The sequence below is a fragment of the Pseudoalteromonas sp. BZK2 genome, from assembly GCF_014349195.1.
In the GTDB taxonomy this organism is placed as follows: domain Bacteria; phylum Pseudomonadota; class Gammaproteobacteria; order Enterobacterales; family Alteromonadaceae; genus Pseudoalteromonas; species Pseudoalteromonas simplex.
In genome coordinates this window covers 67,439-91,564 of the sequence record NZ_JACSOG010000007.1, presented here as the reverse complement: position 1 = coordinate 91,564, position 24,126 = coordinate 67,439, and the positions used below count along the sequence as shown (strand labels likewise).

The 24,126-nt window shown below is 41.7% G+C and carries 22 protein-coding genes; 6 read left to right on the top strand and 16 right to left on the bottom strand.

The features are described from left to right. Positions 1-84: 84 nt before the first annotated feature. The gene (locus tag BIZ38_RS05940; RefSeq protein WP_054551070.1) at positions 85-705 is read left to right on the top strand and encodes a 2OG-Fe(II) oxygenase; all 621 of its coding nucleotides are present in this window, start codon (positions 85-87) and stop codon (positions 703-705) included. Here BIZ38_RS05940 and ubiA read toward each other — a convergent pair whose 3' ends face one another. Both ubiA and BIZ38_RS05930 read right to left on the bottom strand, forming a co-directional pair. Beyond that, positions 706-1,584 (bottom strand): 4-hydroxybenzoate octaprenyltransferase, encoded by an 879-nt coding sequence (gene ubiA, locus BIZ38_RS05935; RefSeq protein ID WP_187489832.1) that lies wholly within the window; start codon positions 1,582-1,584, stop codon positions 706-708. After that, the gene (locus BIZ38_RS05930) at positions 1,581-2,126 is read right to left on the bottom strand and encodes a chorismate--pyruvate lyase family protein (RefSeq protein ID WP_187489831.1); all 546 of its coding nucleotides are present in this window, start codon (positions 2,124-2,126) and stop codon (positions 1,581-1,583) included. Before BIZ38_RS05930 ends, ubiA begins: the two co-directional genes overlap by 4 nt. 201 nt (positions 2,127-2,327) lie before the next feature. Between BIZ38_RS05930 and BIZ38_RS05925 the strand changes: the two genes are divergently transcribed. Continuing rightward, positions 2,328-2,696 (top strand): flagellar basal body-associated protein FliL, encoded by a 369-nt coding sequence (locus tag BIZ38_RS05925; RefSeq protein WP_371351978.1) that lies wholly within the window; start codon positions 2,328-2,330, stop codon positions 2,694-2,696. Positions 2,697-2,737: 41 nt separating this feature from the next. On the opposite strand, the gene glpG is transcribed toward BIZ38_RS05925, so the two are convergent. The 6 genes from glpG to BIZ38_RS05895 all read right to left on the bottom strand — a co-directional run bounded on the left by glpG (position 2,738) and on the right by BIZ38_RS05895 (position 7,965). Continuing rightward, positions 2,738-3,553: a rhomboid family intramembrane serine protease GlpG gene (gene glpG, locus BIZ38_RS05920; RefSeq protein WP_054551066.1), complete on the bottom strand. Its 816-nt coding sequence runs from the start codon at positions 3,551-3,553 to the stop codon at positions 2,738-2,740. Beyond that, positions 3,550-3,867 carry a thiosulfate sulfurtransferase GlpE gene (gene glpE / locus BIZ38_RS05915; protein WP_054551065.1) on the bottom strand — a complete coding sequence of 106 codons (318 nt, stop codon included), beginning with the start codon at positions 3,865-3,867 and terminating at the stop codon, positions 3,550-3,552. The genes glpG and glpE overlap by 4 nt, the downstream gene beginning before the upstream one ends. A 54-nt stretch (positions 3,868-3,921) precedes the next feature. Then, complete coding sequence (gene tdh / locus BIZ38_RS05910) at positions 3,922-4,947, bottom strand: L-threonine 3-dehydrogenase (RefSeq protein WP_054551064.1); 1,026 nt, start codon at positions 4,945-4,947, stop codon at positions 3,922-3,924. Positions 4,948-5,002: 55 nt separating this feature from the next. Next, complete coding sequence (locus BIZ38_RS05905; protein ID WP_138599652.1) at positions 5,003-6,199, bottom strand: glycine C-acetyltransferase; 1,197 nt, start codon at positions 6,197-6,199, stop codon at positions 5,003-5,005. 162 nt (positions 6,200-6,361) lie between these two features. Then, on the bottom strand, positions 6,362-6,907 hold the full coding sequence (gmhB, locus tag BIZ38_RS05900) for a D-glycero-beta-D-manno-heptose 1,7-bisphosphate 7-phosphatase (protein WP_187489830.1): 546 nt from the start codon (positions 6,905-6,907) through the stop codon (positions 6,362-6,364). Continuing rightward, entirely contained in the window at positions 6,907-7,965 is a 1,059-nt protein-coding gene (locus BIZ38_RS05895; protein WP_187489829.1) for a glycosyltransferase family 9 protein, read from the bottom strand. Before BIZ38_RS05895 ends, gmhB begins: the two co-directional genes overlap by 1 nt. Before the next feature lie 124 nt (positions 7,966-8,089). On the opposite strand from BIZ38_RS05895, the gene BIZ38_RS05890 reads away from it, so the two are divergent. Continuing rightward, positions 8,090-8,809 (top strand): 3-deoxy-D-manno-octulosonic acid kinase, encoded by a 720-nt coding sequence (locus BIZ38_RS05890; RefSeq protein WP_187489828.1) that lies wholly within the window; start codon positions 8,090-8,092, stop codon positions 8,807-8,809. On the opposite strand, the gene BIZ38_RS05885 is transcribed toward BIZ38_RS05890, so the two are convergent. Continuing rightward, positions 8,810-9,901: a glycosyltransferase gene (locus tag BIZ38_RS05885; RefSeq protein WP_187489827.1), complete on the bottom strand. Its 1,092-nt coding sequence runs from the start codon at positions 9,899-9,901 to the stop codon at positions 8,810-8,812. Further along, a complete protein-coding gene (locus BIZ38_RS05880; protein ID WP_262387561.1) occupies positions 9,898-10,911 on the bottom strand; it encodes a glycosyltransferase family 1 protein in 1,014 nt (337 codons plus the stop codon). Before BIZ38_RS05880 ends, BIZ38_RS05885 begins: the two co-directional genes overlap by 4 nt. Before the next feature lie 212 nt (positions 10,912-11,123). On the opposite strand from BIZ38_RS05880, the gene BIZ38_RS05875 reads away from it, so the two are divergent. Continuing rightward, positions 11,124-12,698 carry a capsule assembly Wzi family protein gene (locus tag BIZ38_RS05875; protein WP_187489825.1) on the top strand — a complete coding sequence of 525 codons (1,575 nt, stop codon included), beginning with the start codon at positions 11,124-11,126 and terminating at the stop codon, positions 12,696-12,698. A 33-nt stretch (positions 12,699-12,731) separates the two neighbouring features. Here the strand turns inward: BIZ38_RS05875 and hldE are convergent, their stop codons facing one another. Both hldE and BIZ38_RS05865 read right to left on the bottom strand, forming a co-directional pair. After that, positions 12,732-14,171 carry a bifunctional D-glycero-beta-D-manno-heptose-7-phosphate kinase/D-glycero-beta-D-manno-heptose 1-phosphate adenylyltransferase HldE gene (gene hldE, locus BIZ38_RS05870; RefSeq protein ID WP_187489824.1) on the bottom strand — a complete coding sequence of 480 codons (1,440 nt, stop codon included), beginning with the start codon at positions 14,169-14,171 and terminating at the stop codon, positions 12,732-12,734. After that, positions 14,171-14,761 carry an SIS domain-containing protein gene (locus BIZ38_RS05865; protein WP_187489823.1) on the bottom strand — a complete coding sequence of 197 codons (591 nt, stop codon included), beginning with the start codon at positions 14,759-14,761 and terminating at the stop codon, positions 14,171-14,173. The genes hldE and BIZ38_RS05865 overlap by 1 nt, the downstream gene beginning before the upstream one ends. 188 nt (positions 14,762-14,949) lie before the next feature. Between BIZ38_RS05865 and waaA the strand changes: the two genes are divergently transcribed. Both waaA and BIZ38_RS05855 read left to right on the top strand, forming a co-directional pair. Beyond that, positions 14,950-16,209 carry a lipid IV(A) 3-deoxy-D-manno-octulosonic acid transferase gene (gene waaA, locus BIZ38_RS05860; protein ID WP_187489822.1) on the top strand — a complete coding sequence of 420 codons (1,260 nt, stop codon included), beginning with the start codon at positions 14,950-14,952 and terminating at the stop codon, positions 16,207-16,209. Between the two features lie 32 nt (positions 16,210-16,241). Next, positions 16,242-16,802 carry a DUF1415 domain-containing protein gene (locus BIZ38_RS05855; RefSeq protein ID WP_316247570.1) on the top strand — a complete coding sequence of 187 codons (561 nt, stop codon included), beginning with the start codon at positions 16,242-16,244 and terminating at the stop codon, positions 16,800-16,802. A 75-nt stretch (positions 16,803-16,877) separates the two neighbouring features. Here the strand turns inward: BIZ38_RS05855 and BIZ38_RS05850 are convergent, their stop codons facing one another. The 4 genes from BIZ38_RS05850 to purL all read right to left on the bottom strand — a co-directional run bounded on the left by BIZ38_RS05850 (position 16,878) and on the right by purL (position 23,900). After that, on the bottom strand, positions 16,878-17,213 hold the full coding sequence (locus BIZ38_RS05850) for a YdbL family protein (protein WP_054551056.1): 336 nt from the start codon (positions 17,211-17,213) through the stop codon (positions 16,878-16,880). Positions 17,214-17,222: 9 nt separating this feature from the next. Then, positions 17,223-17,405, bottom strand: coding sequence for a YnbE family lipoprotein (locus BIZ38_RS05845; protein WP_054551055.1), 183 nt, complete (start codon positions 17,403-17,405; stop codon positions 17,223-17,225). Next, complete coding sequence (locus BIZ38_RS05840) at positions 17,405-19,882, bottom strand: YdbH domain-containing protein (RefSeq protein ID WP_138619214.1); 2,478 nt, start codon at positions 19,880-19,882, stop codon at positions 17,405-17,407. Before BIZ38_RS05840 ends, BIZ38_RS05845 begins: the two co-directional genes overlap by 1 nt. 133 nt (positions 19,883-20,015) lie before the next feature. After that, positions 20,016-23,900, bottom strand: a complete 3,885-nt coding sequence (purL, locus tag BIZ38_RS05835) for a phosphoribosylformylglycinamidine synthase (protein ID WP_187489821.1) — start codon at positions 23,898-23,900, stop codon at positions 20,016-20,018. Positions 23,901-24,126 lie beyond the last annotated feature (226 nt).

Genomic DNA, 24,126 nt, shown 5'->3' with positions numbered 1-24,126 from the left:
TTTCTTCATTTTTACTGCATAAAAAGCGTGCATCACACAATTTTTCATATACACTTACGCACCTTTTTTTGATTGTGCACATGAATGACCGCACCGCTTATTACCGACACATACTTAGATGCTATTGAACGTACTGGTTATGCTGTTGTTGAAAACGCGATTAATGAAAGCTTAATTGCTGATTTAATTGCCGATTGCTATCGCATTAATCCGCATTTTCATACCGCAGGTATTGGCCGATTAAACGACCAACAAATAGATAAAACTGTGCGTAAAGATAAAACCTTTTGGTTTGATAGCTCAAGCCAAGCACAAATTACTTATCTGGCGACCATGGAAGCAATAAAGACACAGTTAAACCGTGGCTTTTATTTAGGCTTATTTGACTATGAATGCCATTATGCAAAGTATCAACAAGGTGACTTTTATAAAAAGCACTATGATGCCTTCAAAGGCCGTTCTAATCGCATTTTTACAACGGTTTGTTACTTAAATACGCCAGAATCTGGCGGTGAATTGGTGATCTACAAACCAAAGAGTAAAGAGATTGAAATAGTCATTAAACCTCAAGCGGGCTTATTGGTGATGTTTGAAAGCGAACGCTTTATGCATGAAGTATTACCCGCAAACGATGTACGCTACTCAATTGCGGGTTGGTTCAGAAAAAATGCCTCAATCAGCGGTATTATCGACCCACCAAGATAATTAAAAGGACAGTGGCAAGGATGCTGCTAAACCGATAAAAATCACTAACCCCACATAGTGATTATTCAAAAATGCTTTGAAGCAAGGCTCTCGCTCTCGTTTATGAATAAGCGTTTGTTGATAAAGTAAAAAACCAACCGCTGCAGCTAAGCCCAGCCAATATGGCAAGCCAAGCTGATGACTCATACCTATGTAAGCAAGAATCGCAATAAATAAGGCATTGAGTAAAAAGATGATATGTCTGTCATAGCTGGCAAACAAGATTGCTGTCGATTTAATGCCAATCTTTAAGTCATCATCTCTATCAACCATGGCATACATGGTGTCATAAGCCACAGTCCAAACAAGATTCGCGATAAATAGGAGCCAGGCTTCTAATGGTACTGAGCCAATTGATGCCATATAGGCCATTGGAATAGCCCAACTGAATGCCGCGCCAAGTACAACTTGCGGCAGCTGGGTGTAGCGCTTCATAAATGGATAACAGAACGCCAGTGCTAAAGCACCAAACGATAGTAAAATCGTTGACCATCCAAGTGTTAACACTAAGCCAAACGCCACCACAATGAGCAGTACAAATAAGCTCAGAGCCTCACCACTTGATACCAAACCTGCTGCTAGCGGTCGCTGGGCTGTGCGCTTAACTGAGCCATCAATTTTACGATCGGCAAAGTCATTAATTACACACCCAGCACTGCGCATCACAAAGACACCCAAACTAAATACCACAAAATTTAATAAGCTAGGCGTGCCAAGCTCGGCAAGCCATAGCGCCCAGTAAGTAGGCCACAATAATAATAAAGTGCCTATTGGCTTATCGGTACGCATTAATTGCTTATAGTAAGCTATATGTGCGACCTTAAGTGCAGCTAGCTTCATAGGTAGATATACGCTCCAGGTAAGAATACTTCAGCCACGAGAAAATGAGCATTAGATAAGCTAAATACACTGCGTCTTCCCCACAGTGCTTGTGAAGAGTAGCCTATTTCAGCTATTAAAGCTTGAATAGCGTGCTGCTGTGAAAACTCAGCAACTTCTATTTCAGTGCGCGATAAGTTTGGGTCTTGAAAAATAACATCGCCCAGCGGCCTTGTCCCCATACTTAGTAACTGCTGCTTTTTTAATGTATCATCTGCCGGCAACCAGCTTTGTGCATAAACCATTGGTTTACCATCGCATAGTAGTAACACTTCGCGATTTAATGCCTGACTTAAAGAGGTATTGAGTAATGCTTGTTGCTCGCGGGTTAAGTCAAAAGGTGCTTCGTTTAAAACTTTAACTGAAAAGACCTGACAGTGACTTTTAAGCTTAGCTGTTAATGACCCAGCTTCAAGCAACCAACTTTGCTGTTGTTGCGTCAAATCTGGAAATGCTGAAGCAGGCTGCCAATTTGCAGCTAATGAAACTGGGAATGTGATCACAACGACTCATTATTTTTAAAAACCGTGCAAATGATATCACTGCTGCACGTTTGGCAAAAGTCATGATTTAATCTCAAGCTGGGTTAAAAAACGCAGAACAGCCTGTATCTTAAGTGAATTTGGGTATAGACTAAAAATCATTGAAAGGGTGGAATATTCTTAACTATGAAAAAATCATTGTTATCAATTTACTTGATAAGCATGCTACTTGTTACTGCAACAAGTTGGTCTGTTCGCGCTGAATCAAATGTTGGCTACTTTGGTTTTGAGCCTGACATCATCACTAACTACATAGGTCAAGGTAATAAAAAACTTGGCTATGTTCGTATTACGGTGGATCTCATGCTCAATGATCTATCTGATATCGCAATCGTAGAACATCACACTCCACTATTGCGTGATGCGATTGTTGAAATACTCTCAAAAGAGCCTGAAGAAAACATTAAATCGCTTACCGGCCGCGAAGAAATAAGAAAGCGCTGCACCGAAAAGCTAAAAGCACTACTAAAACAAGAAACAGGACAAGAGATTGTCCGAGAAGTGTTATTTACTAAGTATTTATATCATTAATTGTAAGATGGCGGCATTAGCCGCCACTTTTATTTACGCGATTATTTGCGTGAAAGCAGCTTGTCTGACACGGCATAAGCCATACCAGCCAATAACCCCGCTAAATGCGCCCAGTTCGCCATACTCACAGGCAACATATCTACAAAGCCTAGAATAAGCCATACCAGCATAAAACCGACAATGCTATTACTTACTAGTGGCGGCTCTGTTGGCCTCATTACGCTGTAGATCCAACAAAAACCCAGTAAACCATACACAACGCCGCTTAGACCACCAAAGTTAGGCCCAACTACTAAAAACTGTGCCCAGTTACTAATGAATGCCGTCACTAAAAATAAACCCACTAAGGTTAATTTGCCACTGCGTTTTTCTATATCGTTACCCAGCGTCATCCACCAGATCAAATTAAAAATAAGATGAATAGCGCTAAAATGCACAATGGCAGGTGTAAACCAAGTTAGTGGCTGTGCAGGGTTGAACTGCAACATACTGTAAATAGTTTCAAAACCACCTAATAAGAAGGCAATAAATATAGCTATCGAGACTAGAGTAACTGTACGGTTTAGCCAGCTTAATGCCTTAAAGCGAGCTTTTAAATTAAGGGATTGCCCTTGATATGACAGAGGCGATTGTGTACTGCCTACCTGCCATGAAGCTTGTTGGTATTTTTCGTCATGAGGGTTAGCAGCAAACTCCTGCCAAAGAGATTGGGCTTGATGAAAGTGCTCTGGAGCAACACAAATAATCACAGTTTGTCCATCTTGCGAGCGCAGCTCTCCATGTAAGCCCTTACTTTTTATGTAATCTATAAAGCCTTGTGCGGCGCGAGGATTATTTATGCTACCCAACTCAATCATCGTTCAATATGCTCCGGAAGTTGCGCTTGCCAAGCTGTAAAGCCACCATCCATGCTGTATACGTCTTCAAACCCCTGCTCAACTAAATAGCTAGCAGCACCTTGAGAGCTCACACCATGATAACAAACGATGATGATTGGCTGGTCAAACTCTTTATGCATCATAAATTCGCTGATGTTGGCATTTGATAAATGCTCAGCACCTGGGATATGACCCGTTTGAAATGAGTTAGGATCGCGAATATCAGCAATCACAACCTCTTCTTTATCTAACAGCGCAAATGTTTCGCTCACTGAAATATGTTTATACGACATAGTACTCTCTAAACTAAAAAGGCGGCCAAAGCCGCCTTATAAAATTACTCGGTGTTAATCCCAGTTGAGGATTACTTTACCTGATTGGCCTGAAATCATTGTATCAAAGCCTGCTTGGAAGTCATCCACAGAGAACTGGTGAGTGATAATTGGTTTCAGATCAAGGCCTGACTGAATTAGACTCGCCATCTTGTACCAAGTTTCAAACATTTCACGGCCATAAATCCCTTTAATGATTAGACCTTTGAAAATAACCTGGTTCCAATCAACCGCCATATCTGAAGGTGGAATACCTAACATGGCAATTTTACCACCGTGATTCATGTTGTTTAGCATGCTGTTAAATGCTACTGGCACACCTGACATTTCAAGACCAATATCAAAGCCTTCAGTCATGCCAAGCTCTTTCATTACATCTTCAAGCTTTTCAGTTGCTACGTTTACAGCACGAGTCGCGCCCATTTTACGCGCTAAATCTAGACGGTATTCGTTCACATCGGTGATAACCACATGACGTGCACCCACGTGTTTGGCAACAGCAGCTGCCATGATACCAATTGGGCCAGCACCTGTGATTAATACGTCTTCACCGACTAAGTCAAACGACAACGCTGTGTGTACTGCATTACCGAATGGGTCAAAGATTGATGCTAGTTCATCAGGAATGTTATCTGGAATTTTAAATGCGTTGAAAGCTGGGATCACAAGGTATTCAGCAAATGCACCTTCACGGTTTACACCAACACCTGTTGTATTACGGCATAAGTGCACACGACCGGCGCGACAGTTACGACAGTGACCACAGGTAATATGGCCTTCGCCAGAAACACGGTCGCCAACTTGGAAACCACGTACTTCCTGACCCATATCGACCACTTCACCTACATATTCGTGACCAACAACCATTGGCGTAGGAATTGTATTTTGTGCCCACTCATCCCATTTATAAATATGGACATCTGTTCCACAAATTGCTGTTTTGCGGATTTTAATAAGCAGATCGTTATGGCCAACTTCAGGCTTTGGTGCATCAGTCATCCAGATCCCTGGTTCTGCTTTTAATTTAGATAATGCTTTCATGATTTATACTCAATTAAACAAAACCGAAGCAAAAGCTTCGGTTTAGGAAATAAAATTAGATAACACCCATTTCTTTACCAATACGGGTAAAGGCAGCAATAGCGGTATCTAATTGCTCTTTTGTATGCGCCGCAGAAATTTGCGTACGGATACGTGCTTGGCCTTTAGGTACTACTGGGAATGAGAAACCTGTTACGTAAATACCTTCAGCAAGTAATTTGTCAGCCATGGCTGAGGCAACTTTAGCATCGCCTAACATGACAGGGATAATCGCGTGGTCTTTACCTGCACAGGTAAACCCTGCAGCTTCCATTTGTTCACGGAAATACTTTGCGTTATCCCAAAGTTTAGCGCGTAACTCGCCGCCATTGCTTAGCATCTCAAGTACTTTAATTGATGCAGTAACAATTGATGGTGCAAGTGAGTTTGAGAAAAGATAAGGACGAGAACGCTGGCGTAACCACTCAACAATTTCTTTTTTGCCTGATGTGTAACCGCCTGATGCGCCACCAAGTGCTTTACCAAGGGTACCCGTGATGATATCAACACGGTCTAGTACACCGCAGTACTCCGGCGTACCTTTACCATTTTCACCAACAAAACCAACAGCGTGAGAGTCATCAACCATCACTAATGCATCATATTTATCGGCAAGATCACAAACCGCTTCAAGGTTACAAATAACGCCGTCCATTGAGAAAACGCCGTCAGTAGCGATTAACTTAGTTTTAGCGCCCGCTTCATCAGCAGCAATAAGTTGCTTTTCAAGGTCACTCATGTCGTTATTTGCATAGCGGAAACGCTTTGCTTTACAAAGACGTACACCATCAATGATCGAAGCATGGTTTAGTGCATCAGAGATAATCGCATCATCTGGACCTAGAATTGTTTCGAATAAACCTGCGTTTGCATCAAAGCATGATGAGTAAAGAATGGTGTCTTCTGTTTCTAAGAACTCAGAGATCTTTTGTTCTAAAGTTTTATGAATATCTTGAGTACCACAAATAAAGCGCACAGACGCTACACCAAAACCGTGCTCATCAAGGCCTTGTTGAGCTGCTTTAATTAACGCTGGGCTATTTGCTAAGCCAAGGTAGTTATTAGCACAAAAGTTAATAACCTTATCGCCAGAGGCAACTTCAATTTGAGCCTGTTGCTGCGACGTGATAACACGTTCGCTTTTGTATAATCCCTCAGCTTTCACTTCATCAATTTGCTGCTGCAACTGATTAAAAAACGCAGATGCTCTCATCTGTAATCTCCACATATTCTTGTACCTAATCAGAAATGATTAGCATGAATTTAAATTTTGCACCTATTGTAAAAGCTTAGACGAACAATTGCACTGTTTGCAGTTCGTCGCAAACCCTCAACTGGTGTGGGTTTGTGAACTTAAACTGGTCTTACTCATAAATTATAAATATAAATTGGGTAAATCAGCTAAAGATTCACAAACAATATCGGCATGTTGTTCTGTTGACTCAGCATAACTTTGCCCTGAGCGAACTAAAACACGGGTAGCGATGTTAGCTCTTTCAGCAGCAATAAGGTCGCCAAGCTTATCACCGACCATAATACTTTGTGATGGGTCGATTTGATGCTCATCGATGGCTTGTAACAGCATACCCGGAGCAGGCTTGCGACAATTACATTCTTGCAAATAGGCAGGCTCTGCTTTGCTTGGATGATGCGGACAAAAATAGACATCAAGAATAGTAACGCCGTTACTTAAAAACTCGCCCTTCATCCACTCTGTGAGGTTGGAAAAATCTTGTTCTGAATAATAACCACGGCCAATACCCGACTGGTTAGTTACCACCACAATTTTATAACCAGCATCAGCAAAAGCTTTGCACGCCTCGAATACACCGGGTACAAATTCAAACTCTTCCGATTTGTATACATAGCCATGATCAATATTGACCACACCATCGCGGTCTAAAAATAAAACTTTGCTCATTACAATTGCTCTTTATCTACCACGTGGTCAAACATCGAAATCACCTTTTCTACACTTATTTGCGCCATTAAATCAGCCCCTTTAACGCGTGTTCCCCAAGGTAGCTGTTGCGCCGTTTTGCCTGTTTGCTCTCGTAAGTTTTGGTGATAAACCTCAACAACATAACCTTGGTACAAATAAGGCCCTGTGCGTTTTGGGTTTGAGTGGGCATACAAACCAATAACAGGTGTTCCTACCGTTACGGCCATGTGCGCAGGCCCAGTATCTGGAGCTAACACTAACGCCGCACGTTTCAAAACACATAACAGTTCTTTTAGTTGAGTTTTCCCTACTAAGTTAAGCACAGGTGCCGAACAATGCGCGATAATTTGCTCGGCAAGTTCAATCTCTAAAGGGGTTGGGCCGCCAGTAATAACCACCGAAAAGCCTTGTTGATGAGCGTGTTCAGCAAGTGCAGCATAACGCTCAGGTAACCAATTTCGCTCTTTTTTACTTGCCGCAGGCGAGATAACAAAAATACGCCCGGCTAAACGCTCCTCGCCTAATAGCGCATCGGCTGCTTGTTGGTGCTGCTCAGTAATTGGCATTTGCCATTGAGGTTTGTAATCAGACGACCCAATTGCTTGAGCGAAGCCTTTAAAGCCTTCTAATACATGCGCCTCTGATTGCGGGGCAATACGCTTATTAATAAACAAGCTATGTAACTCTTTTGAGCGAGCCCAATCAAACCCCACTTTGACCTTTGCAGGAATACAGCGGGCTGCTAAATTCGCTCTGAGTGCGACTTGCATATGTAATAGCACATCAAATTTACGCCCCTTGAACGTGTCTTTAAGTTGCTGATAAGCCTGTTTGCCCTGCTTTTTATCGAACACAACAAACTCAACACCTGGTAAATCGGCCAGTAACATAGCCTCAACTTTACCAATCACCCAGGTAATTTTTGCCTTCGGATGTGCCTTTTGAATTGCTTGCACTGCTGATACGGCATGACATACATCACCAATAGCCGAAAGCCTTAAAATACAAATATCTGAATAGGAGGTTGATTGAGTCACGTGCGCCCTTAGCTACAGCAAATAATATGCGATCTTAAATTAACTTGATGCTAATGCAAGCACTTATGCGAAAAGCTAAAAATACGGTAAGATAGCGCTAATTTTATTTAATCTTGAAGTTGTTATGTTTGAAACTCAGCATCTGCAAAACACCACCCTTTTGTGTCACCCAGCTTATAAAGACGAGCTCACGCAACAGTGGTTCGATGCCAATTATTGGCAACAACAAGATAAAATCGTTGGTGCCAAAAAAGGTCGTGCAACAGCGTGGTTTTTTAAACATCAACAGCTTACAGGCGTTCTGCGTCACTATTGGCGCGGTGGTTTAATAGGTAAGTTACTGAGCGATCAGTACCTATATGTTGGTTTGAAGCAAACTCGTGTCTATAAAGAATTTACACTGATGATGCGTTTGCTTGAGCTTGGCCTAAATGTGCCGACACCAATTGCGGCAAAAGTTACTGCCCATGGCTTAATCTATCGCGGCGATATCATCACCGAAGCAGTAACAGGCGCCAAAAGCGTGTTAGATATTTTAATCACGCGTCCACTTAGCCAGTCTGAGCTAAAAGCGATAGCAGTCACTCTCAGCGAGTTTCACAATCATGGCGTCTATCACGCAGATTTAAACATCAATAACATCTTGTTCGATGATACAGGTAAGGTGTTTATCATTGACTTTGACCGCGGTGAAATCAAACAGCCACATGCTAGCTGGCAAACAGAGAATATCAAACGCCTTGCCCGTTCATTTGCAAAAGAGCAAGGCCGTAATGAAGTGATGCATTGGCAACAAAGTGATTGGCAGTCACTGGTGTGTGACTACCAAGCATTGCTGAACTAATTATCGATTTTGGGCCAATGCTAAATAACTTTCAGCTACTTTTGTTGATGGTATTTGTGATAGTATTTCTGCATCAACAACATCTGGCTTATCGTTTAACACAGACTCAATAGCCTGAGTTAAAGCCCCTGGGTTATTTGTAGGAACTAAATACTTGGCTAAACTACCCGTTAAGATTTCTTTTGGTCCATGAGTACAATCGGTGCTTACAACTGGCGTACCCAGTATGAGCGCCTCAATGAGAACAGTAGGTAATCCTTCATAATCAGAACTCAGTACCAAAGCATCAGCACCTTTAATCCAAGCATATGGGTTTTGCTGAAAGCCAGGCAAAATAAGCCTATCTTCAATACCATGTTGGCGACCAAGTTTGGCGGCTTTATTAACTTTATTACATAATAAAACAAGCTTATGGGATGTATTTAAATTTGCAAATGCTGAAAATAAAACATCATGTCTTTTTTGTTTTGCTAAACGACCAACGTGAATAATATAGGGCTCACGTGGTAATCCTAACTCAGTTTCACTCGCTTTTTTGACTATGCTTTGAACATTAAACGGGTTAAAAATTGTTGTGATACTGCGGGGAGCAATCAACTTTTGCTGCTTAATTTCACTTTCAATACCTTCAGAAACACAAATTAAGTTTTGTCCTGACAAGCGCTTTTTACTTTTCAGTAAATATTGATAAGCAAATGGTCCAAGTTTCTTTTGTCTATTTAACTCAGCCGTAATTGAGTTATGAATGACATAGAAAACATGTTTAATAGTACTGCAAATTAGCAAATTATTACTGCGATCTAAATTTGATAAAACGAGATCAAATTCCCCGTTTTTAGATTGGTATTGTGCAAACCAATTTTCGATACGTTTTACGCTTTTTTTTAGTTGCCAGAACCTATCAACTTTTTTTGCTTTATGGTCAAACAAACATTCAACATTTAGTTGTGATGGTAAGGTATATTCAATCGAATTCGCTAAACTAAGAATGACAACTTCATGTTGTTGAGCCAAAAGCTCGCCAGCCAGCGTCAGCATCACTTTCTCAGCCCCACCGCCAACCAAAGAATCAATAACTATGGCAACCTTCATTTAGAAACCCCAAACAATAACTCAGACACGCCTTGCAGCATTTCTTTCTTGGCATTATGCGGTTTTATTTTCGCCAAAACGTTTTTAGTTGCTTGATAAGTTGCAGGTTCCAGTAATCGTTTAACAGCGTCACTTAAACTGTCTAACGTTGGATCTGCGGCTAAAGTTAAGTTACTTTCAACACAGTTTTGCAAACGTTTCGGTTGGTCCTTGGAAATTGCTGCAGCAACAGTGGGGACTTTGAGTGAAATAGCTTGTAATAAACTGTCCCCTGCTGATAACACTGCAAATTTAGCATGTGCTAATACACCAACAAATTCACTTGCATGTAAACTTTTTAAAATGATCAGGGTATCATCTTTAGGTAGAACGTTTGGGTAGTTAGAACCAAAAACAACGATACCTTTCAAGCCTGTTTCAGCAGCTATTTTCTTCGCTGCTTGATAAAAAATATCAGCAAATAACTGGTTTTTTTCACCGTGCCCACCTGACCCAGCATTTACTAAAAAATAACCTTCATTCGTAAGATTTAACTGAGCTAACAATTGATACGTTTCGGTACTTGATGACTGAGAGAAGAAAGGACCCACATTTACCGGAGGTGACAAAGGGAAGAGCTTAAGCTTTAATCGCTCACTGAAGCTTATTTTTTCAATACAATAGTCAGGTTGTGCAACCCAATGTTTATCTATTAAATTTAAACGATTTAGCTTTAAGCCTTTCGCTCTTTTTTTATTATGCTGTGAAATAAACACCACTTTAGCCCCTGCACGCTTTGCTGTTTTCATTTGGGCTGCTCTACCTGCACAATCAAAAACAACCAAGTTAGGCTTTAATGTTTCAATTAATTGATTAACTTTACGCGTTTCTTTTGTCGCTGATTGCTCTATCAGTGTTGTATCAAATGGGCAATCAAGGGCGTAATTTGTATGTTTATTTAATAAAAAGTGGATGTCTAAACGATCGGGAAAATTCTCATCTAAATAATGAGCAAATGATAACGAACGCATGTATTCACCTATTCCTTCAGATGATGACACGGGGATAAATAAAAGGCGTTTTTTTTCCATTACACTTTAAATTATAAAATTTGCCAGATTATACATCAAATTGAGTTCCTTTTACGATACCTAGACGAATTGCTCGTTGTGAATTATTTACTGCAATCATCATGTAGGGTTGGTAGACTTCTAGTCCCAAAAAACAAACCGAGAATTAAGCATTGCCTAAAAAAACACTTTTATTACTCGCTCTTGCTAGCGCATTTAGTCTACCTCTAGCTGCTGAACCTTGGGTTAAACCAGACGATTATGGCTTAAGAGCCGACATTCAATTATTAGCGGATACAGGAGTGATTAAAGCCCCTGTAACTACATACCCGCTAATGTGGAATAGTTTTATTGATGAATTAAATGACACCACACTAGAGCAATTACCTAGTTTTGTTCAAGATGCTTTACTTCGTGTAAAGCGCAGATATAAAGCCGAAAATACCGAACAGCACAACTTCCATAGCGAAGTTTTTCTATCAACAGATACATTACCAGCCACGAGTTTTGGCGCCACCAACACACAAAAATCAGAAGCGACCGTCGCTTATAGTTATTTAGGTGAAAGTTTAGCAGGTAAACTAGCAGTTAATTATCGTTCTGATGGTAGAAAATGCTACCAAGAGGGCATGGAACAATCAGACATAGCTGAAGATCATCAAGCTCTTACTGATTGTGATGATATTACTTTTGACCATAGTTACCTTGCCTATAAAATTGGCAATTGGGTCTTTCGTGCAGGTGCAGTTGAACAATTCTGGGGACCAGGTGTTGACAACAGTCTAATTCTCACAGCGAATAGTAAACCTTTACAAGCTTTCAGCATTAGTCGTGAAAAAGCCACCGCTTTTGAATCAGCTTGGTTGAGTTGGATTGGTCCTTGGAGCTTAACAACTCAAATGGCTAAGCTTGAATCTACCCGAGCAGTCCCTGATGCGCTACTTTGGAGTAGCCGAGTGAACTTTAGACCAATTCAGCAACTTGAGGTTGCTCTAAGCTGGTCTGCACAATGGGGCGGGGATGGTGAACCACAATCTATCTCAGAATTTTTTGATATGGTTTCAGGTAAAAGTACTTGCCCTGATGGGTCGCAAGACTGTACTGAAGCTGAGAAGTCAAAATTAGGCAACCAACTTGCAGGTATTGATTTACGCTGGTCAGATACTCTCTATTCATACCCGTACGCTATTTATGTAAGTACAATTGGCGAAGATGCTAGTAGCTACTTTAAGCCCGCAGACAGAGCGTATTTAGCGGGTGTAGAAACAATAATTCCATTTGCAGAGCAAAATATCAAAGTAAACATTGAATACATTGATACTGTAGTTTCATGCTCTGGTGATGAATCTGTGCCTGGTGCTGTGATCTCATATAACTGCTATTACGAGCATGGTAAATATAATTCTGGTTATCGCTACCAAGGAAGAACGATTGGTTCTACTTTTGATAACGACACAGAATCCCTTGTACTCACAGTGCTTGGGCAACATAGAAATGGTAACGATTGGCAAGTTAAACTGCGTCAGGTTGATTACAACAAAGATAACGTTGATAGATACCCTAGCAACCCAGATTTAGGGCATACAATCACTAAAAATGCCATTGATAGCACACAACTAGAACTGCGCTACAGAATGTTAGCATTACAAGGAAGAATCTCTTTCGGTGCCCTGGCTGCTAAAAATAAATCAATGGGGGAATCAGACACTGAAACCTCCGCATTTATGAAATATGAAATGAACTTTTAGAATCAAAAAAGCCAACACATGTTGGCTTTTTTATTAACTTTTGATTTTGCTAATAACGTTTGATGTTGAGCAACCATTAAGAAACTCAAGTACTTCGACTTTGCCGCCATGGCGTAATACATGATCTGCACCGGCAATTTGGTCAACGGTATAATCGCCGCCTTTTACTAATACATCAGGGCTAATTTGCTCAATAAGCTTAGCTGGCGTGTCATTTTCTTCAATACTGCCAAATGGAATAACCCAGTCAACTGACGCCAGTGCACTTAATACCATGGCACGTTCATCCAATGGATTAATCGGTCTTTCTGGACCTTTCAAGCGAGTGATTGATTCATCATTATTTAAGCCAACAACAAGTCTATCGCCACGAGCTTTAGCCTGAGCAAGATAGCGTACATGGCCTGCGTGAAGAATATCAAAGCAGCCATTAGTGAAAACTATTTTTTCACCATTTTGCTTAGCAAACTCAATATGCTGAAGCACATCTTCAAACGGCGTTTGGTAATGCTCGCCAGTTTGCTGCAAATATTGACCAAGCTTACGGCTCAACTCTTCTGGCGACACGGTTGCGGCACCCAGTTTACTCACCGCAATTCCGGCAGCAAGGTTGGCAATTTCAACCGCATCTTTTGCTGCCATACCCGCACCAAGCATCACGGCAAGCGTCGCGATTACTGTATCGCCGGCGCCAGTAACATCGCTGACTTCAAGCTGCTGGGCCGCAAAATCATGTTTTTCTGCTTGGCTGATTAACGACATACCCTGCTCTGAGCGCGTTAATAGCATCGCAGCGATGCCCGCTTCAGTGATTAGCTTACGTGCGCTGTCAGTCAAGTTTTGCTCAGAGTCCGTCAAACCACCAGCAAGCTTAAATTCGTTTAAGTTAGGGGTTATGTAATCGGCACCACGGTATAAGTTTAAATCAGATGATTTAGGATCAATAAGAACTGTTTTACCTGCTTTCTTTGCAACCTGAACCATTTGTTGAATTAAGCTCAGAGAGCCTTTGTTGTAGTCAGAAAACAACACAAAATCGTAGTCATCTAAAACCAGCTCTAAACGGTTTAATAACAATTGGCTGTGTTGCTCAGTAAAGCTTTCTTCAAGGTCTAATCGAACAACTTGCTGATGACGGCTGATTACTCGCATTTTAGAAATAGTCGGTAAATCGCAAACACTCACTAATTGCGAATCAATTTTCTCTGAACTTAAAATTGTTTCGAGGATTTGCCCACTTTCATCTTCACCAATTAATCCTAGTAGGCCCACTCTACCATCTAAACGAGCAATATTTTTTGCTACGTTTGCTGCACCACCAGCTTTGTCTTCAAATTTACTGACTTTAACAACAGGTACTGGGGCTTCAGGCGAAATACGTCCTGAATCGCCATGCCAATATCTATCTAGCATGACATCACCAACGACCAAAATACGTGCCTTTGAAAGGTTTTTTAGTAACGCTAAATCCATTACTTTTGCTCCGCAACAACCATATCGATGGCTTCGCATAGCCAATGTCCGATGAACATATGCGCCTCTTGGATACGCGCTGTTTCATCATTTTTAATGATAATCGGTAGCTTAGCGATATCTTTTACTTTACCGCCATCTCGGCCTGTTAATGCCACCGTAAAAGCGCCAATTTCATTTGCTGCAGCCAGTGCGAGGTTGATGTTAGGGCTAGTACCAGAGGTGGTTAAGCCAATCACTAAATCTTCAGGTTTACATAACGCCTGCACTTGGCGCTCAAATACAGTATCAAAATGATAGTCGTTACTGTGAGCGGTTAAAATTGAGGTATCTGTTGTCAATGCGATAGAAGCAAGTGGACCGCGCTCCAATTTGTAACGTACAACAAACTCAGCAGCTAAATGCTGTGCATCAGCCGCACTTCCGCCATTACCAAACCAAATTACCTTACCACCTGCTTGCAAAGCGCTGTGACATGCTTCAAGTAATTGCATCACTTCTGGGTGATATGTATCCATCGTTTCAAATAACATTTGATGGCGGTTCAAACTTTCTAAGTAGCTTGCTGCTACAGAATCTAATTTAGGCATGAATATCCCTCTTTGGAACAAACTTTGGCAGGAGTAATAATGTTATTATTCCACAGATTTATTTCTTTGTGTTCAGTTTATCGTACTTTTATGAATATCGACTGGATAATTACAGTTATATGTAGACTAACTATTGGCAACAGCTCGATTAGCGTTAAACTACCCTAAAACTCTATATATTAAAAATTATGGCACGCATTTTATACTCTTTACTTTTATACCTACTAAGCCCACTGGTTGTTTTTTACCTGTATGTTTTACGCGGCAAAAAGAATAAGGGTTACCGTGAACATTTTGCTGAGCGCTTTGGCTTTTCGAACTTATCTCATCACGATGTTGTTTTTCATTGTGCCTCTGTAGGGGAAGTGTTAGCAGCAACGCCGCTTATTAAGGCCGTTCAATCAAAAAACCCTGCACTTACTATTTTAGTAACCTGTAATACCCCAACGGGTCTCGAACAAATAAAAAATAACTTTAAAGATGCGGTTAGCTGTAGTTATTTACCGATTGATTTTTTCTTCGCTACCAATCGATTTTTAAAACGAATCCAACCAAAGGTACTGTGTATTTTAGAAACTGAGCTTTGGCCAAACCTGATGGCGCAAAGCAACAACACCGGCACAAAAGTACTTGTTTTAAATGCCCGACTTTCAGCTAAATCACAGCAAGGCTACCAAAAGGTAATGCCCTTAACTAAGGTGATCATGCACTCTATTAGCGATCTGGCCAGCCATAATCAAGATGATGCAAAACGCTTTATTGAACTTGGTTTAAAGCCTGAAAAGGCACGCGTATTTGGCTCAATTAAATTTGATATCATGCCTACAGATGAGCAATTAAATAAAGTCGCAGCACTTAAAAACCAATATAACAACGAGCGATTTATCTGGGTTGCAGGCTCTACTCACCCTATTGAACACGAGCTTATTTTAACTGCTCATAAGAAGCTGTTAAAAGCGTTACCCAACGCTCTTTTGATTATTGCTCCACGTCACCCAGAGCAATTTGATAAAGTCGCTGAAGTTTTAAAAAGTTCAAATTTTAGCTTTAGTCGTCGCAGTGAAGATGACTATAACAAGCAACAAGTTGTGTTAGCTGACACGTTAGGTGAATTACAATGCTTATATGGTGTGGCAAACATCAGCTATGTTGGCGGTAGTTTAATCGAGCGAGGCGGCCATAATCCGTTAGAGTCAGCAGCGTTTTCTGTTGGCGTATTAGCAGGCCCTCATACCTATAACTTTGACCATATTTATCCTGAGCTGATTAGTGCTCAGGGAGCTAAAACTGTTACCGATGAAAATCACCTTGCTGACACACTTATCGCTTTGAGTAGTGATGTACAGGAGACGATTAAGCTCGGTCAACAAGCTCAGAAATGCGTTGCTAACAACCAAGGCGCCATTAGTAAAACGGTTAAATTAATTGAGCATTACTTAGAAAAGTAAGATAGAAAAGTAAAATAGAATAGAGAAATAATGTGACTTCAAAGCAAGCGATAAATCGCCCAGAAATACAAACGCGCGAATGGGTATCAAGCGTAATCGTAAAATACAATTTCTGCCCGTTTGCCCGTAAAGAAGTTGAAAGCAATTGCATTCATTATCAAATTAGTCAGTCTATTACGCTTGATGATGCAGTAATGGATATGCTTGAGCAATGTAGCGCGTTAGACCAACAAGCAGAGCGCGAAACCACTTTGTTGATGTTTGAGCAAGGCTTTAAAGATTTTGAAGAGTTCTTAGATTTAGTCGATTTAGCCAATGCGCTTTTAGCTGCGCAAGGCTATGAAGGTAAGTATCAAATAGCCAACTTTCACCCTGACTATGTATTTGCTGATAGCGATGACAGCGATGCTGCAAACTATACGAATCGTGCACCTTACCCAACACTGCATTTAATCCGTGAAGCCAGCATGAGCGAAGCGTTAGACAACTACGATGAACCCGAATCTATCCCAGAGCACAATATTAAACTTGCAAGACGCAAAGGCATCGACTTTTGGCAGCAGCTGCTGCAAAACTGCATCGATAAGCGCTAACACCTACCGGCGTTATAAAGATAAAAAGCCAGCAATGCTGGCTTTTTGTTTATTATAGCGATTAAATTTAGTGAGTTATTTTTTTACCCACTCACCGTTCACTTCAATGTAGTGACCCGGCTTCGTTTTTTCGATAGTTTTAGCAGCTGCAAGTGCTTCAACTTGCGCTAACGAAAGATTGTTCTTTTTCGCAAGTTTTAAATATTGCTCTTTACGCTTTGCATTAATTTCATCAACGACCGCTTTTGCTTCGCTGTTATTAACCACTAAACCTAAATAGCCTGAGCTGTCTTCACCCACTAGGCCTTGGCTTTTTGCATCATCAAGGCTGATAGCCCAAGCAGAGAAGGATAAACAAACAGCACTGATCAAGGTGATCACATTTAGTTTTTTAAGTTGTAATTTACGCATGTGTGCTCCTTAGAATAATTCGCTGTCATCACTGAATAAGGTATCTAGTTCTTTATCCACTTTTACGCGGATCTCATGGTCAACTTTTACATTTAAGTTGATTGTAATCGGCTCTTTTGCTGCCACCTCAACACGATGCGTACAGGCACTCAGCATGCCTACCGCCGTCAGCATTACTAACCACTTAGCCATCATTGCTTCCTTTTTTTTGCATACTCTTTCTCAACTCTTTGAGTAATTTCATCACTTAAACGCAGCGCTCTAAGTAAAGTAAATACATTCTCTTCATGATTATAATTAAAGTTCACTGCTTGCTGCTGCGCTTCATTATAACCCTCTAAATTTACACCTAAATGTAACCAACCATCCGGTTTGAGATTAACACTGCTGCGTAGTTTTTTAATATCTAAATTCTCAAGTAAACTCAGCGTGGTACTCAGCTCTTGTTGCTGCGCTTTTACCGCTTCAAAGCCCGCATTATTAGTGATCAGTAATTTACCATCACCCTGATTAACTAACTGCCCTTGCTTTACCTCGATACCCTGTTGACTTATTACAACGGGTAAAGTGCCTGCTAAGCGCCCACTTAAGCTAATCCCTGATTCAGCATCAAGGGTGACCAATTTACTGGCATCAATATTTTCAAATTTAACAGTCGCGGTTTGGTTATCACTGAGTGGGCAGAACTTATTCACCACAAATGCCCCGCCCATAACCTGACCAGTTAGATTAGCTGCGCAAGGCTGATTAGCTGTTACCTGCAACTGACCTTGTATATTTTTGACCACGGCACCTGCGCGCAGTTCATTGAGTGTAAATTTAGTCGCTGCAATATTAAGCTGCCCTGAATTAAACGTGCCGTTCAAATTCACTGCAAAATCATTCGCTAGATAATCATTATAAAGCGCACTGAATTTACTTATTTGCACGCGCCCTTGTGCTTGTTGAAGATTTACATCCCCTTTTATATTGCCCGAAACGACTCCATCAGTGACTGTAGCAAGCGGCTCAAACTGAGCAATTATCGGGTTTAGCTTGGATACTGCCTGCTCTGGTATCACTAATTCAAATGGGTGAGCAACCTCAGACATATGATGGCTAACAAGCGCTTCAAAGCCATCTGCAAACACATGATGCGTTGCCTGCAAGGCGCGGCTTTGAAGAGCTTTTGACACAACAGACAACTTATTTAAGCTAAGCTCTGCTGTTGATAATTTAGCGGCAGTGGTTTTGGCATCAATATCAGCAAATAACTCCCCCACACTGAGATCTGTACTAAGAGTAAGCTCATTGCTAATTTTTGCTGCGTTAATATCATCATAAGTTAATGATTTAACTTTGCTATTAGCGATAACAACTAGGTGCTGCTGGGCATTATACTCAGCGTTAATTGCGCTGCTAAAATCAGCTATCTGTGCACCCGATATTAGGGCGTTTTTAACACTGATATTGGTATTCAGTTTAGCTGTAGGGCTAGTAAATAACCCTTCAATATTTAGCTTTCCTTTAGCCCCAATATCTTCAACCCCAAAACCCTCAGTCAAGGCGCCATCAGCCTGAAAATCTAAAAATGCAGGTAGTGAATCCACCAACAGTTGAAAATCAGCGCTAACGCTGCTTTCATGCAAATGTGCGTTTAGCTTAAGCTCATCTATATCTTTACTATTAAAATAAATGCTAACTTGGCTATTCAGTGATGTGAGCGGATCCAGCAAAGAAAGGGATGTATTACTGACTGTCACCTCACTTTGCCCTTGTATAGCTTGCAGCTTTATGATTGGGGCTGAAAGATTTTTATCTTCTACACTCACTGGTTTTTCAATGTGTAACTGCCAAGTAAGCGGTAACTGCGCTTCAATAAATGATTGATGCTGTTGGTCTGCGATGGTGTTTAAGCAGTCTCGCTTTGCGCTCAGTTGATTTTGTAAAGCAGATAAATCCACGTATAAATGCTGTTGATTTAATTGATACTTAGCACTCAATTGCCCTTCACTGGCAAAACCTAGGTCACACTCCCCTACAGCATGCTGATAACTTGCATTGATTGAGCTTTCAATTGCAACTGTAATTCCATCAAACTTAATCTGTGATTGAGTGGTAAAATGGCTGCTTGTTGGCAATGTTACGAACCGCTCAGCCACTTGCTCATCAAAGGTGATGTTGGCTTTGACTTCATAATTAGATATTACAACGTCAGCATTGAGATCCCGTGAAATCGTAAAATGATTTAGGCGTTTTTCTTGTATCGCCAACCTAACAGGATTTTGGGTAAACGGTGAGACTACATCAAGCTGCTCAATACTTATTAGCGGTCTTTGCTCGGGTAATACCAAAGCAAGCTTTTTAAATTCAGTTTGTGAAGTGTCAGGTTGTTGATTATTACTCTGATTGCTAATTATAAGATTGGCTCGAGAAATACTAACCTGTTGCTTATTCGCAATAATGCCAGCTAACTCAATTTGCTGCCCTTGGTAGGTTAAGCATAATTTCTCGATATTCAAATCAAGCTTGCGAGTTAATGACCAATCAATGCAGTGAAGCTCAGCACCATTTTTACTGAGCATAGGCGTTAAGTACCACGATGTCAGTGGTAATCTGAACAGATACGCCAACAGCACCATGCTTAGCACGATACCTAGCAACCCAACACACGCCCGCTTAAAACTCAAAAAACTCTCCTTGCTTCTCGCTTCTCGCTTCTCAGAACATTATAAACAAAAAGGCCACACATGATAGTGCAGCCTTTTTAGTTTAAACGGTTTGTATGAGCCTAGCTTGTATAGCTAGGCACACAATTAAGTTCTAGCCAACGCTTTTACGAGCGTTGCGGAACATACGCATCCACGGGCTATCCTCTTTCCACTCATCTGGGTGCCATGAGTTAGCAACCGTACGGAATACACGCTCTGGGTGCGGCATCATCACCGTTGCACGACCGTCAGTAGAAGTAATACCTGTGATACCTTCTGGTGAGCCATTCGGGTTAGCTGGGTATTGCGTTGTTGGGTTACCGTAGTTATCAACAAACTTCACTGCCACAGTACCTGACTCAAGCGCTGCTTTAACTGCATCAGTGTTTGCGAACTCAGCATGACCTTCACCGTGAGAAACAGCGATAGGCATACGTGAACCAGCCATACCGTTAAAGAATACCGATGGGTTTTCTTGTACTTCTACAAGGCTAAAGCGAGCTTCAAAACGCTCTGACTTATTCGTTACGAAACGTGGCCAATGCTCAGTGCCTGGGATCAATTCTTTCAATGTTGAAAGCATTTGACAGCCATTACACACACCTAAGCTGAATGTATCTTCGCGGTGGAAGAAGCTTTGGAACTGCTCACGCGCCATCTCATTAAATAAGATTGACTTAGCCCAGCCTTCACCTGCGCCTAATACGTCACCGTAAGAGAAACCACCACATGCCACTAAGCCTTTAAATTGCTCAAGTGTTAAACGACCTTCAAGAATGTCGCTCATGTGCACGTCAACCGCGGCAAAGCCTGCACGGTTAAATGCCGCCGCCATTTCTAAGTGAGAATTAACACCTTGCTCACGTAGAATCGCCATTTTCGGCTTCGCACCAGTTGCAATGTAAGGTGCTGCAACATCTTCGTTTAAGTCAAAGTTTAGTTTTACGTTAAGACCTGGGTCTTTTGCGTCAAACTTAGCGTCAAACTCTTGCTTTGCACACTCTGGGTTATCACGACGCGCTTGCATTTGGTAAGTTGTTTCTGCCCAAATAGTACGAAGCTCAGTGCGCGTGTGGTTAAGAACCACATCATCACCACGAGTGAATACCACGCGGTCATCAGCGTTTAGTGCACCAATTTCATGGCTGATAGCAGCTAAGCCGTGATCAGCAAGAACCGCTTTCACTGCGTCTAAATCAGCGTTTGCTACTTGGATAACCGCACCTAGCTCTTCATTATAAAGCGCTTCGATGTCTGAACCTGTTAAGCCTGCAAGGTCAACTGTTACACCCGTGTGGCCAGCAAATACCATTTCAGCGATAGTTGTGAATAAACCACCATCTGAACGGTCATGGTAAGCAAGTAGCTTGTTATCAGCAACAAGCGCTTGCATTGCTTCGTAGAAGCCTTTTAATAGAGCTGGGTTATCAACGTCAGGCGTTACATCACCTAGTTGCTTATAAACCTGTGCAAGGCTTGATGCGCCCATGCGGTTTTGACCCGCACCTAAATCAACTAATAATAGTGATGACTCACCTTTATCAGTGCGTAGCTGTGGCGTTACTGTTTTACGCACATCTTCAACACGACCAAAGGCAGTAATGATCAGTGATAATGGTGCAGTAACTGATTTTTGCTCACCGTTTTCATCCCATTGAGTTTTCATCGACATTGAGTCTTTACCCACAGGAATAGTTAAACCGAGTGCCGGACAAAGCTCTTCACCTACCGCTTTTACAGCTTCGTAAAGACCCGCATCTTCGCCAGGGTGACCTGCTGCAGCCATCCAGTTTGCAGATAGCTTGATATTTTCAAGGCCACCGATGTTCGCACACGCGATGTTCGTTAGTGACTCAGCCACAGCTAAACGAGCAGAAGCACCGTAGTTTAAAAGTGCAGCTGGTGTACGTTCACCTAGTGACATTGCTTCACCGTGGTAAGTATCAAACGCAGCGGCTGTTACCGCACAGTTTGCTACTGGCACCTGCCAAGGACCTACCATTTGGTCACGCGCAACTAAACCCGTTACCGTACGGTCACCAATGGTGATTAAGAATGTTTTCTCAGCAATCGTTGGTAAGCGTAATAAACGCTGTGCAGCATCTGCCGCATCAATGTTAGCAACGTCTAATGGTTGCGATTGTGCTTTTTTCGATTCAACTTCGCGGTGCATTTTTGGTGCTTTACCAAGTAAAACATCAAGCGGAAGATCAACTGGGTTGTTACCAAAGTGGCTATCTTCAACCGTTAAGTGACGCTCTTCTGTTGCTTCACCAATAACAGCGTATTCTGCACGTTCACGTTTACAGATTGCTTCAAAGCGCGCGAAGTCTTCTGCTGCAACTGCTAATACGTAACGCTCTTGAGATTCGTTACACCAAATTTCGTGTGGTGCCATACCCGGCTCATCGTTAGGAATATCACGAAGTTGGAATTTACCACCACGACCACCGTCGTCTACAAGCTCAGGGAATGCGTTAGAAAGACCACCTGCGCCCACATCGTGGATGAAAGCGATTGGGTTTGCATCACCTAGCTGCCAACATTTATCAATAACTTCCTGACAACGACGTTCCATTTCTGGGTTTTCACGTTGTACCGATGCAAAGTCTAAGTCTTCGTTTGATTGGCCTGATGTCATACTAGACGCAGCACCACCACCTAGGCCGATGTTCATTGCCGGACCACCTAGTGCAATTAGCTTAGCACCTACAGGGATTTCGCCTTTTTGAACATGCTCAGAACGAATGTTACCTAAACCACCTGCAAGCATGATTGGCTTGTGGTAACCACGTACCTCGATACCATTATGGCTTGATACTTTCTCTTCGTATGTACGGAAGTAACCAAGTAAGTTAGGACGACCAAATTCGTTATTGAATGCCGCACCACCTAATGGGCCTTCAGTCATGATATCAAGTGCATTTACGATACGACCAGGCTTACCAAAGTCTGTTTCCCATGGCTGCTCGTAGCCAGGAATTCGTAGGTTAGATACAGTGAAACCAACTAAACCTGCTTTAGGCTTAGAACCACGGCCTGTAGCACCTTCATCACGAATTTCACCACCAGAACCTGTTGATGCACCTGAGAATGGCGCAATCGCTGTTGGGTGGTTGTGCGTTTCAACTTTCATCAAGATTTCGATGTTCTCTTGATGGTATGCGTACTCGCCTTCGTTATTTGGGAAGAAACGACCTGCTAGCGAGCCCTTCATTACCGCTGCGTTATCTTTATATGCAGATAGTACGTTTTCAGGGTTTTGCTCGTAAGTGTTTTTGATCATTTTGAACAATGATTTTGGCTGTTCGATACCATCAATTGTCCAATCGGCGTTAAAGATTTTGTGACGACAATGCTCAGAGTTTGCTTGTGCAAACATGAATAATTCGATGTCGTTCGGGTTACGCCCTAACTTTTGGAAGTTTTCTACCAAGTAATCAATTTCGTCATCTGCAAGCGCAAAACCTTGCTCAACGTTTGCTTTAGCAAGCGCTTCACGGCCACCACCTAAAATGTCAACTGATGACATTGGACGCGGCTCATCGTGACGGAATAATTTAGCTGCATCAGCCATATCCGCGTGCGTTGCTTCAGTCATACGGTCATGTAATAACGCTGCAACTTCAGCTGTTTGCTCAGCTGATAAGTTACCTTCTACGTAGTATGCAATACCACGCTCAACACGGTGAACTAGGCTTAAGCCACAGTTATGTGCGATATCAGTTGCTTTTGATGCCCAAGGCGAGATAGTACCAGGACGCGGCGTTACAAGAATTAACGTGCCAGCAGGGGTATGCTCGGCAATTGTTGGACCGTAAGTAAGCAGTTTTTCCAGCTTGGTTTGCTCATCAGCTGAAAGCTCAGCTGTAAGATCAGCAAAATGCATGAACTCTGCGTAAACGTCAGTGACTGGAAGTTGTGCCTGTTGGCAACGCGCTAAAATTTTCTGAACTCTAAAATCGGAAAGTGCTGGTGCACCACGAAGGATCAACATAGGTATTTTCATCCGGGGTTAGGGATTGAACGATATTTTAGGCGCATATTATAGTGCAAATAACGTCTAGATTTAACTCAAAATTACGCTTTTATTTAAATAATCTTCATAACCGCTTTTAAGGTTGCAACAATTAACTAGCTTAGTCGTCTTTATTTCTCTGCAGGTTCTTGTTCTGTATGACTTATCTACCATCTGCCTTGTTATAGTTATTAATTTTTAAATA

What these genes read in the sequence shown, in the direction of transcription:
- BIZ38_RS05940 (WP_054551070.1), top strand. Translation starts at nt 85, where the DNA reads ATGACCGCACCGCTTATTACCGACACATACTTAGATGCTATTGAACGT.
- ubiA (WP_187489832.1), bottom strand. Translation starts at nt 1,584, where the DNA reads ATGAAGCTAGCTGCACTTAAGGTCGCACATATAGCTTACTATAAGCAA.
- BIZ38_RS05925 (WP_371351978.1), top strand. Translation starts at nt 2,328, where the DNA reads ATGCTACTTGTTACTGCAACAAGTTGGTCTGTTCGCGCTGAATCAAAT.
- glpG (WP_054551066.1), bottom strand. Translation starts at nt 3,553, where the DNA reads ATGATTGAGTTGGGTAGCATAAATAATCCTCGCGCCGCACAAGGCTTT.
- glpE (WP_054551065.1), bottom strand. Translation starts at nt 3,867, where the DNA reads ATGTCGTATAAACATATTTCAGTGAGCGAAACATTTGCGCTGTTAGAT.
- tdh (WP_054551064.1), bottom strand. Translation starts at nt 4,947, where the DNA reads ATGAAAGCATTATCTAAATTAAAAGCAGAACCAGGGATCTGGATGACT.
- BIZ38_RS05905 (WP_138599652.1), bottom strand. Translation starts at nt 6,199, where the DNA reads ATGAGAGCATCTGCGTTTTTTAATCAGTTGCAGCAGCAAATTGATGAA.
- gmhB (WP_187489830.1), bottom strand. Translation starts at nt 6,907, where the DNA reads ATGAGCAAAGTTTTATTTTTAGACCGCGATGGTGTGGTCAATATTGAT.
- BIZ38_RS05890 (WP_187489828.1), top strand. Translation starts at nt 8,090, where the DNA reads ATGTTTGAAACTCAGCATCTGCAAAACACCACCCTTTTGTGTCACCCA.
- BIZ38_RS05885 (WP_187489827.1), bottom strand. Translation starts at nt 9,901, where the DNA reads ATGAAGGTTGCCATAGTTATTGATTCTTTGGTTGGCGGTGGGGCTGAG.
- BIZ38_RS05880 (WP_262387561.1), bottom strand. Translation starts at nt 10,911, where the DNA reads ATGCGTTCGTTATCATTTGCTCATTATTTAGATGAGAATTTTCCCGAT.
- hldE (WP_187489824.1), bottom strand. Translation starts at nt 14,171, where the DNA reads ATGGATTTAGCGTTACTAAAAAACCTTTCAAAGGCACGTATTTTGGTC.
- BIZ38_RS05865 (WP_187489823.1), bottom strand. Translation starts at nt 14,761, where the DNA reads ATGCCTAAATTAGATTCTGTAGCAGCAAGCTACTTAGAAAGTTTGAAC.
- waaA (WP_187489822.1), top strand. Translation starts at nt 14,950, where the DNA reads ATGGCACGCATTTTATACTCTTTACTTTTATACCTACTAAGCCCACTG.
- BIZ38_RS05850 (WP_054551056.1), bottom strand. Translation starts at nt 17,213, where the DNA reads ATGCGTAAATTACAACTTAAAAAACTAAATGTGATCACCTTGATCAGT.
- BIZ38_RS05845 (WP_054551055.1), bottom strand. Translation starts at nt 17,405, where the DNA reads ATGGCTAAGTGGTTAGTAATGCTGACGGCGGTAGGCATGCTGAGTGCC.
- purL (WP_187489821.1), bottom strand. Translation starts at nt 23,900, where the DNA reads ATGTTGATCCTTCGTGGTGCACCAGCACTTTCCGATTTTAGAGTTCAG.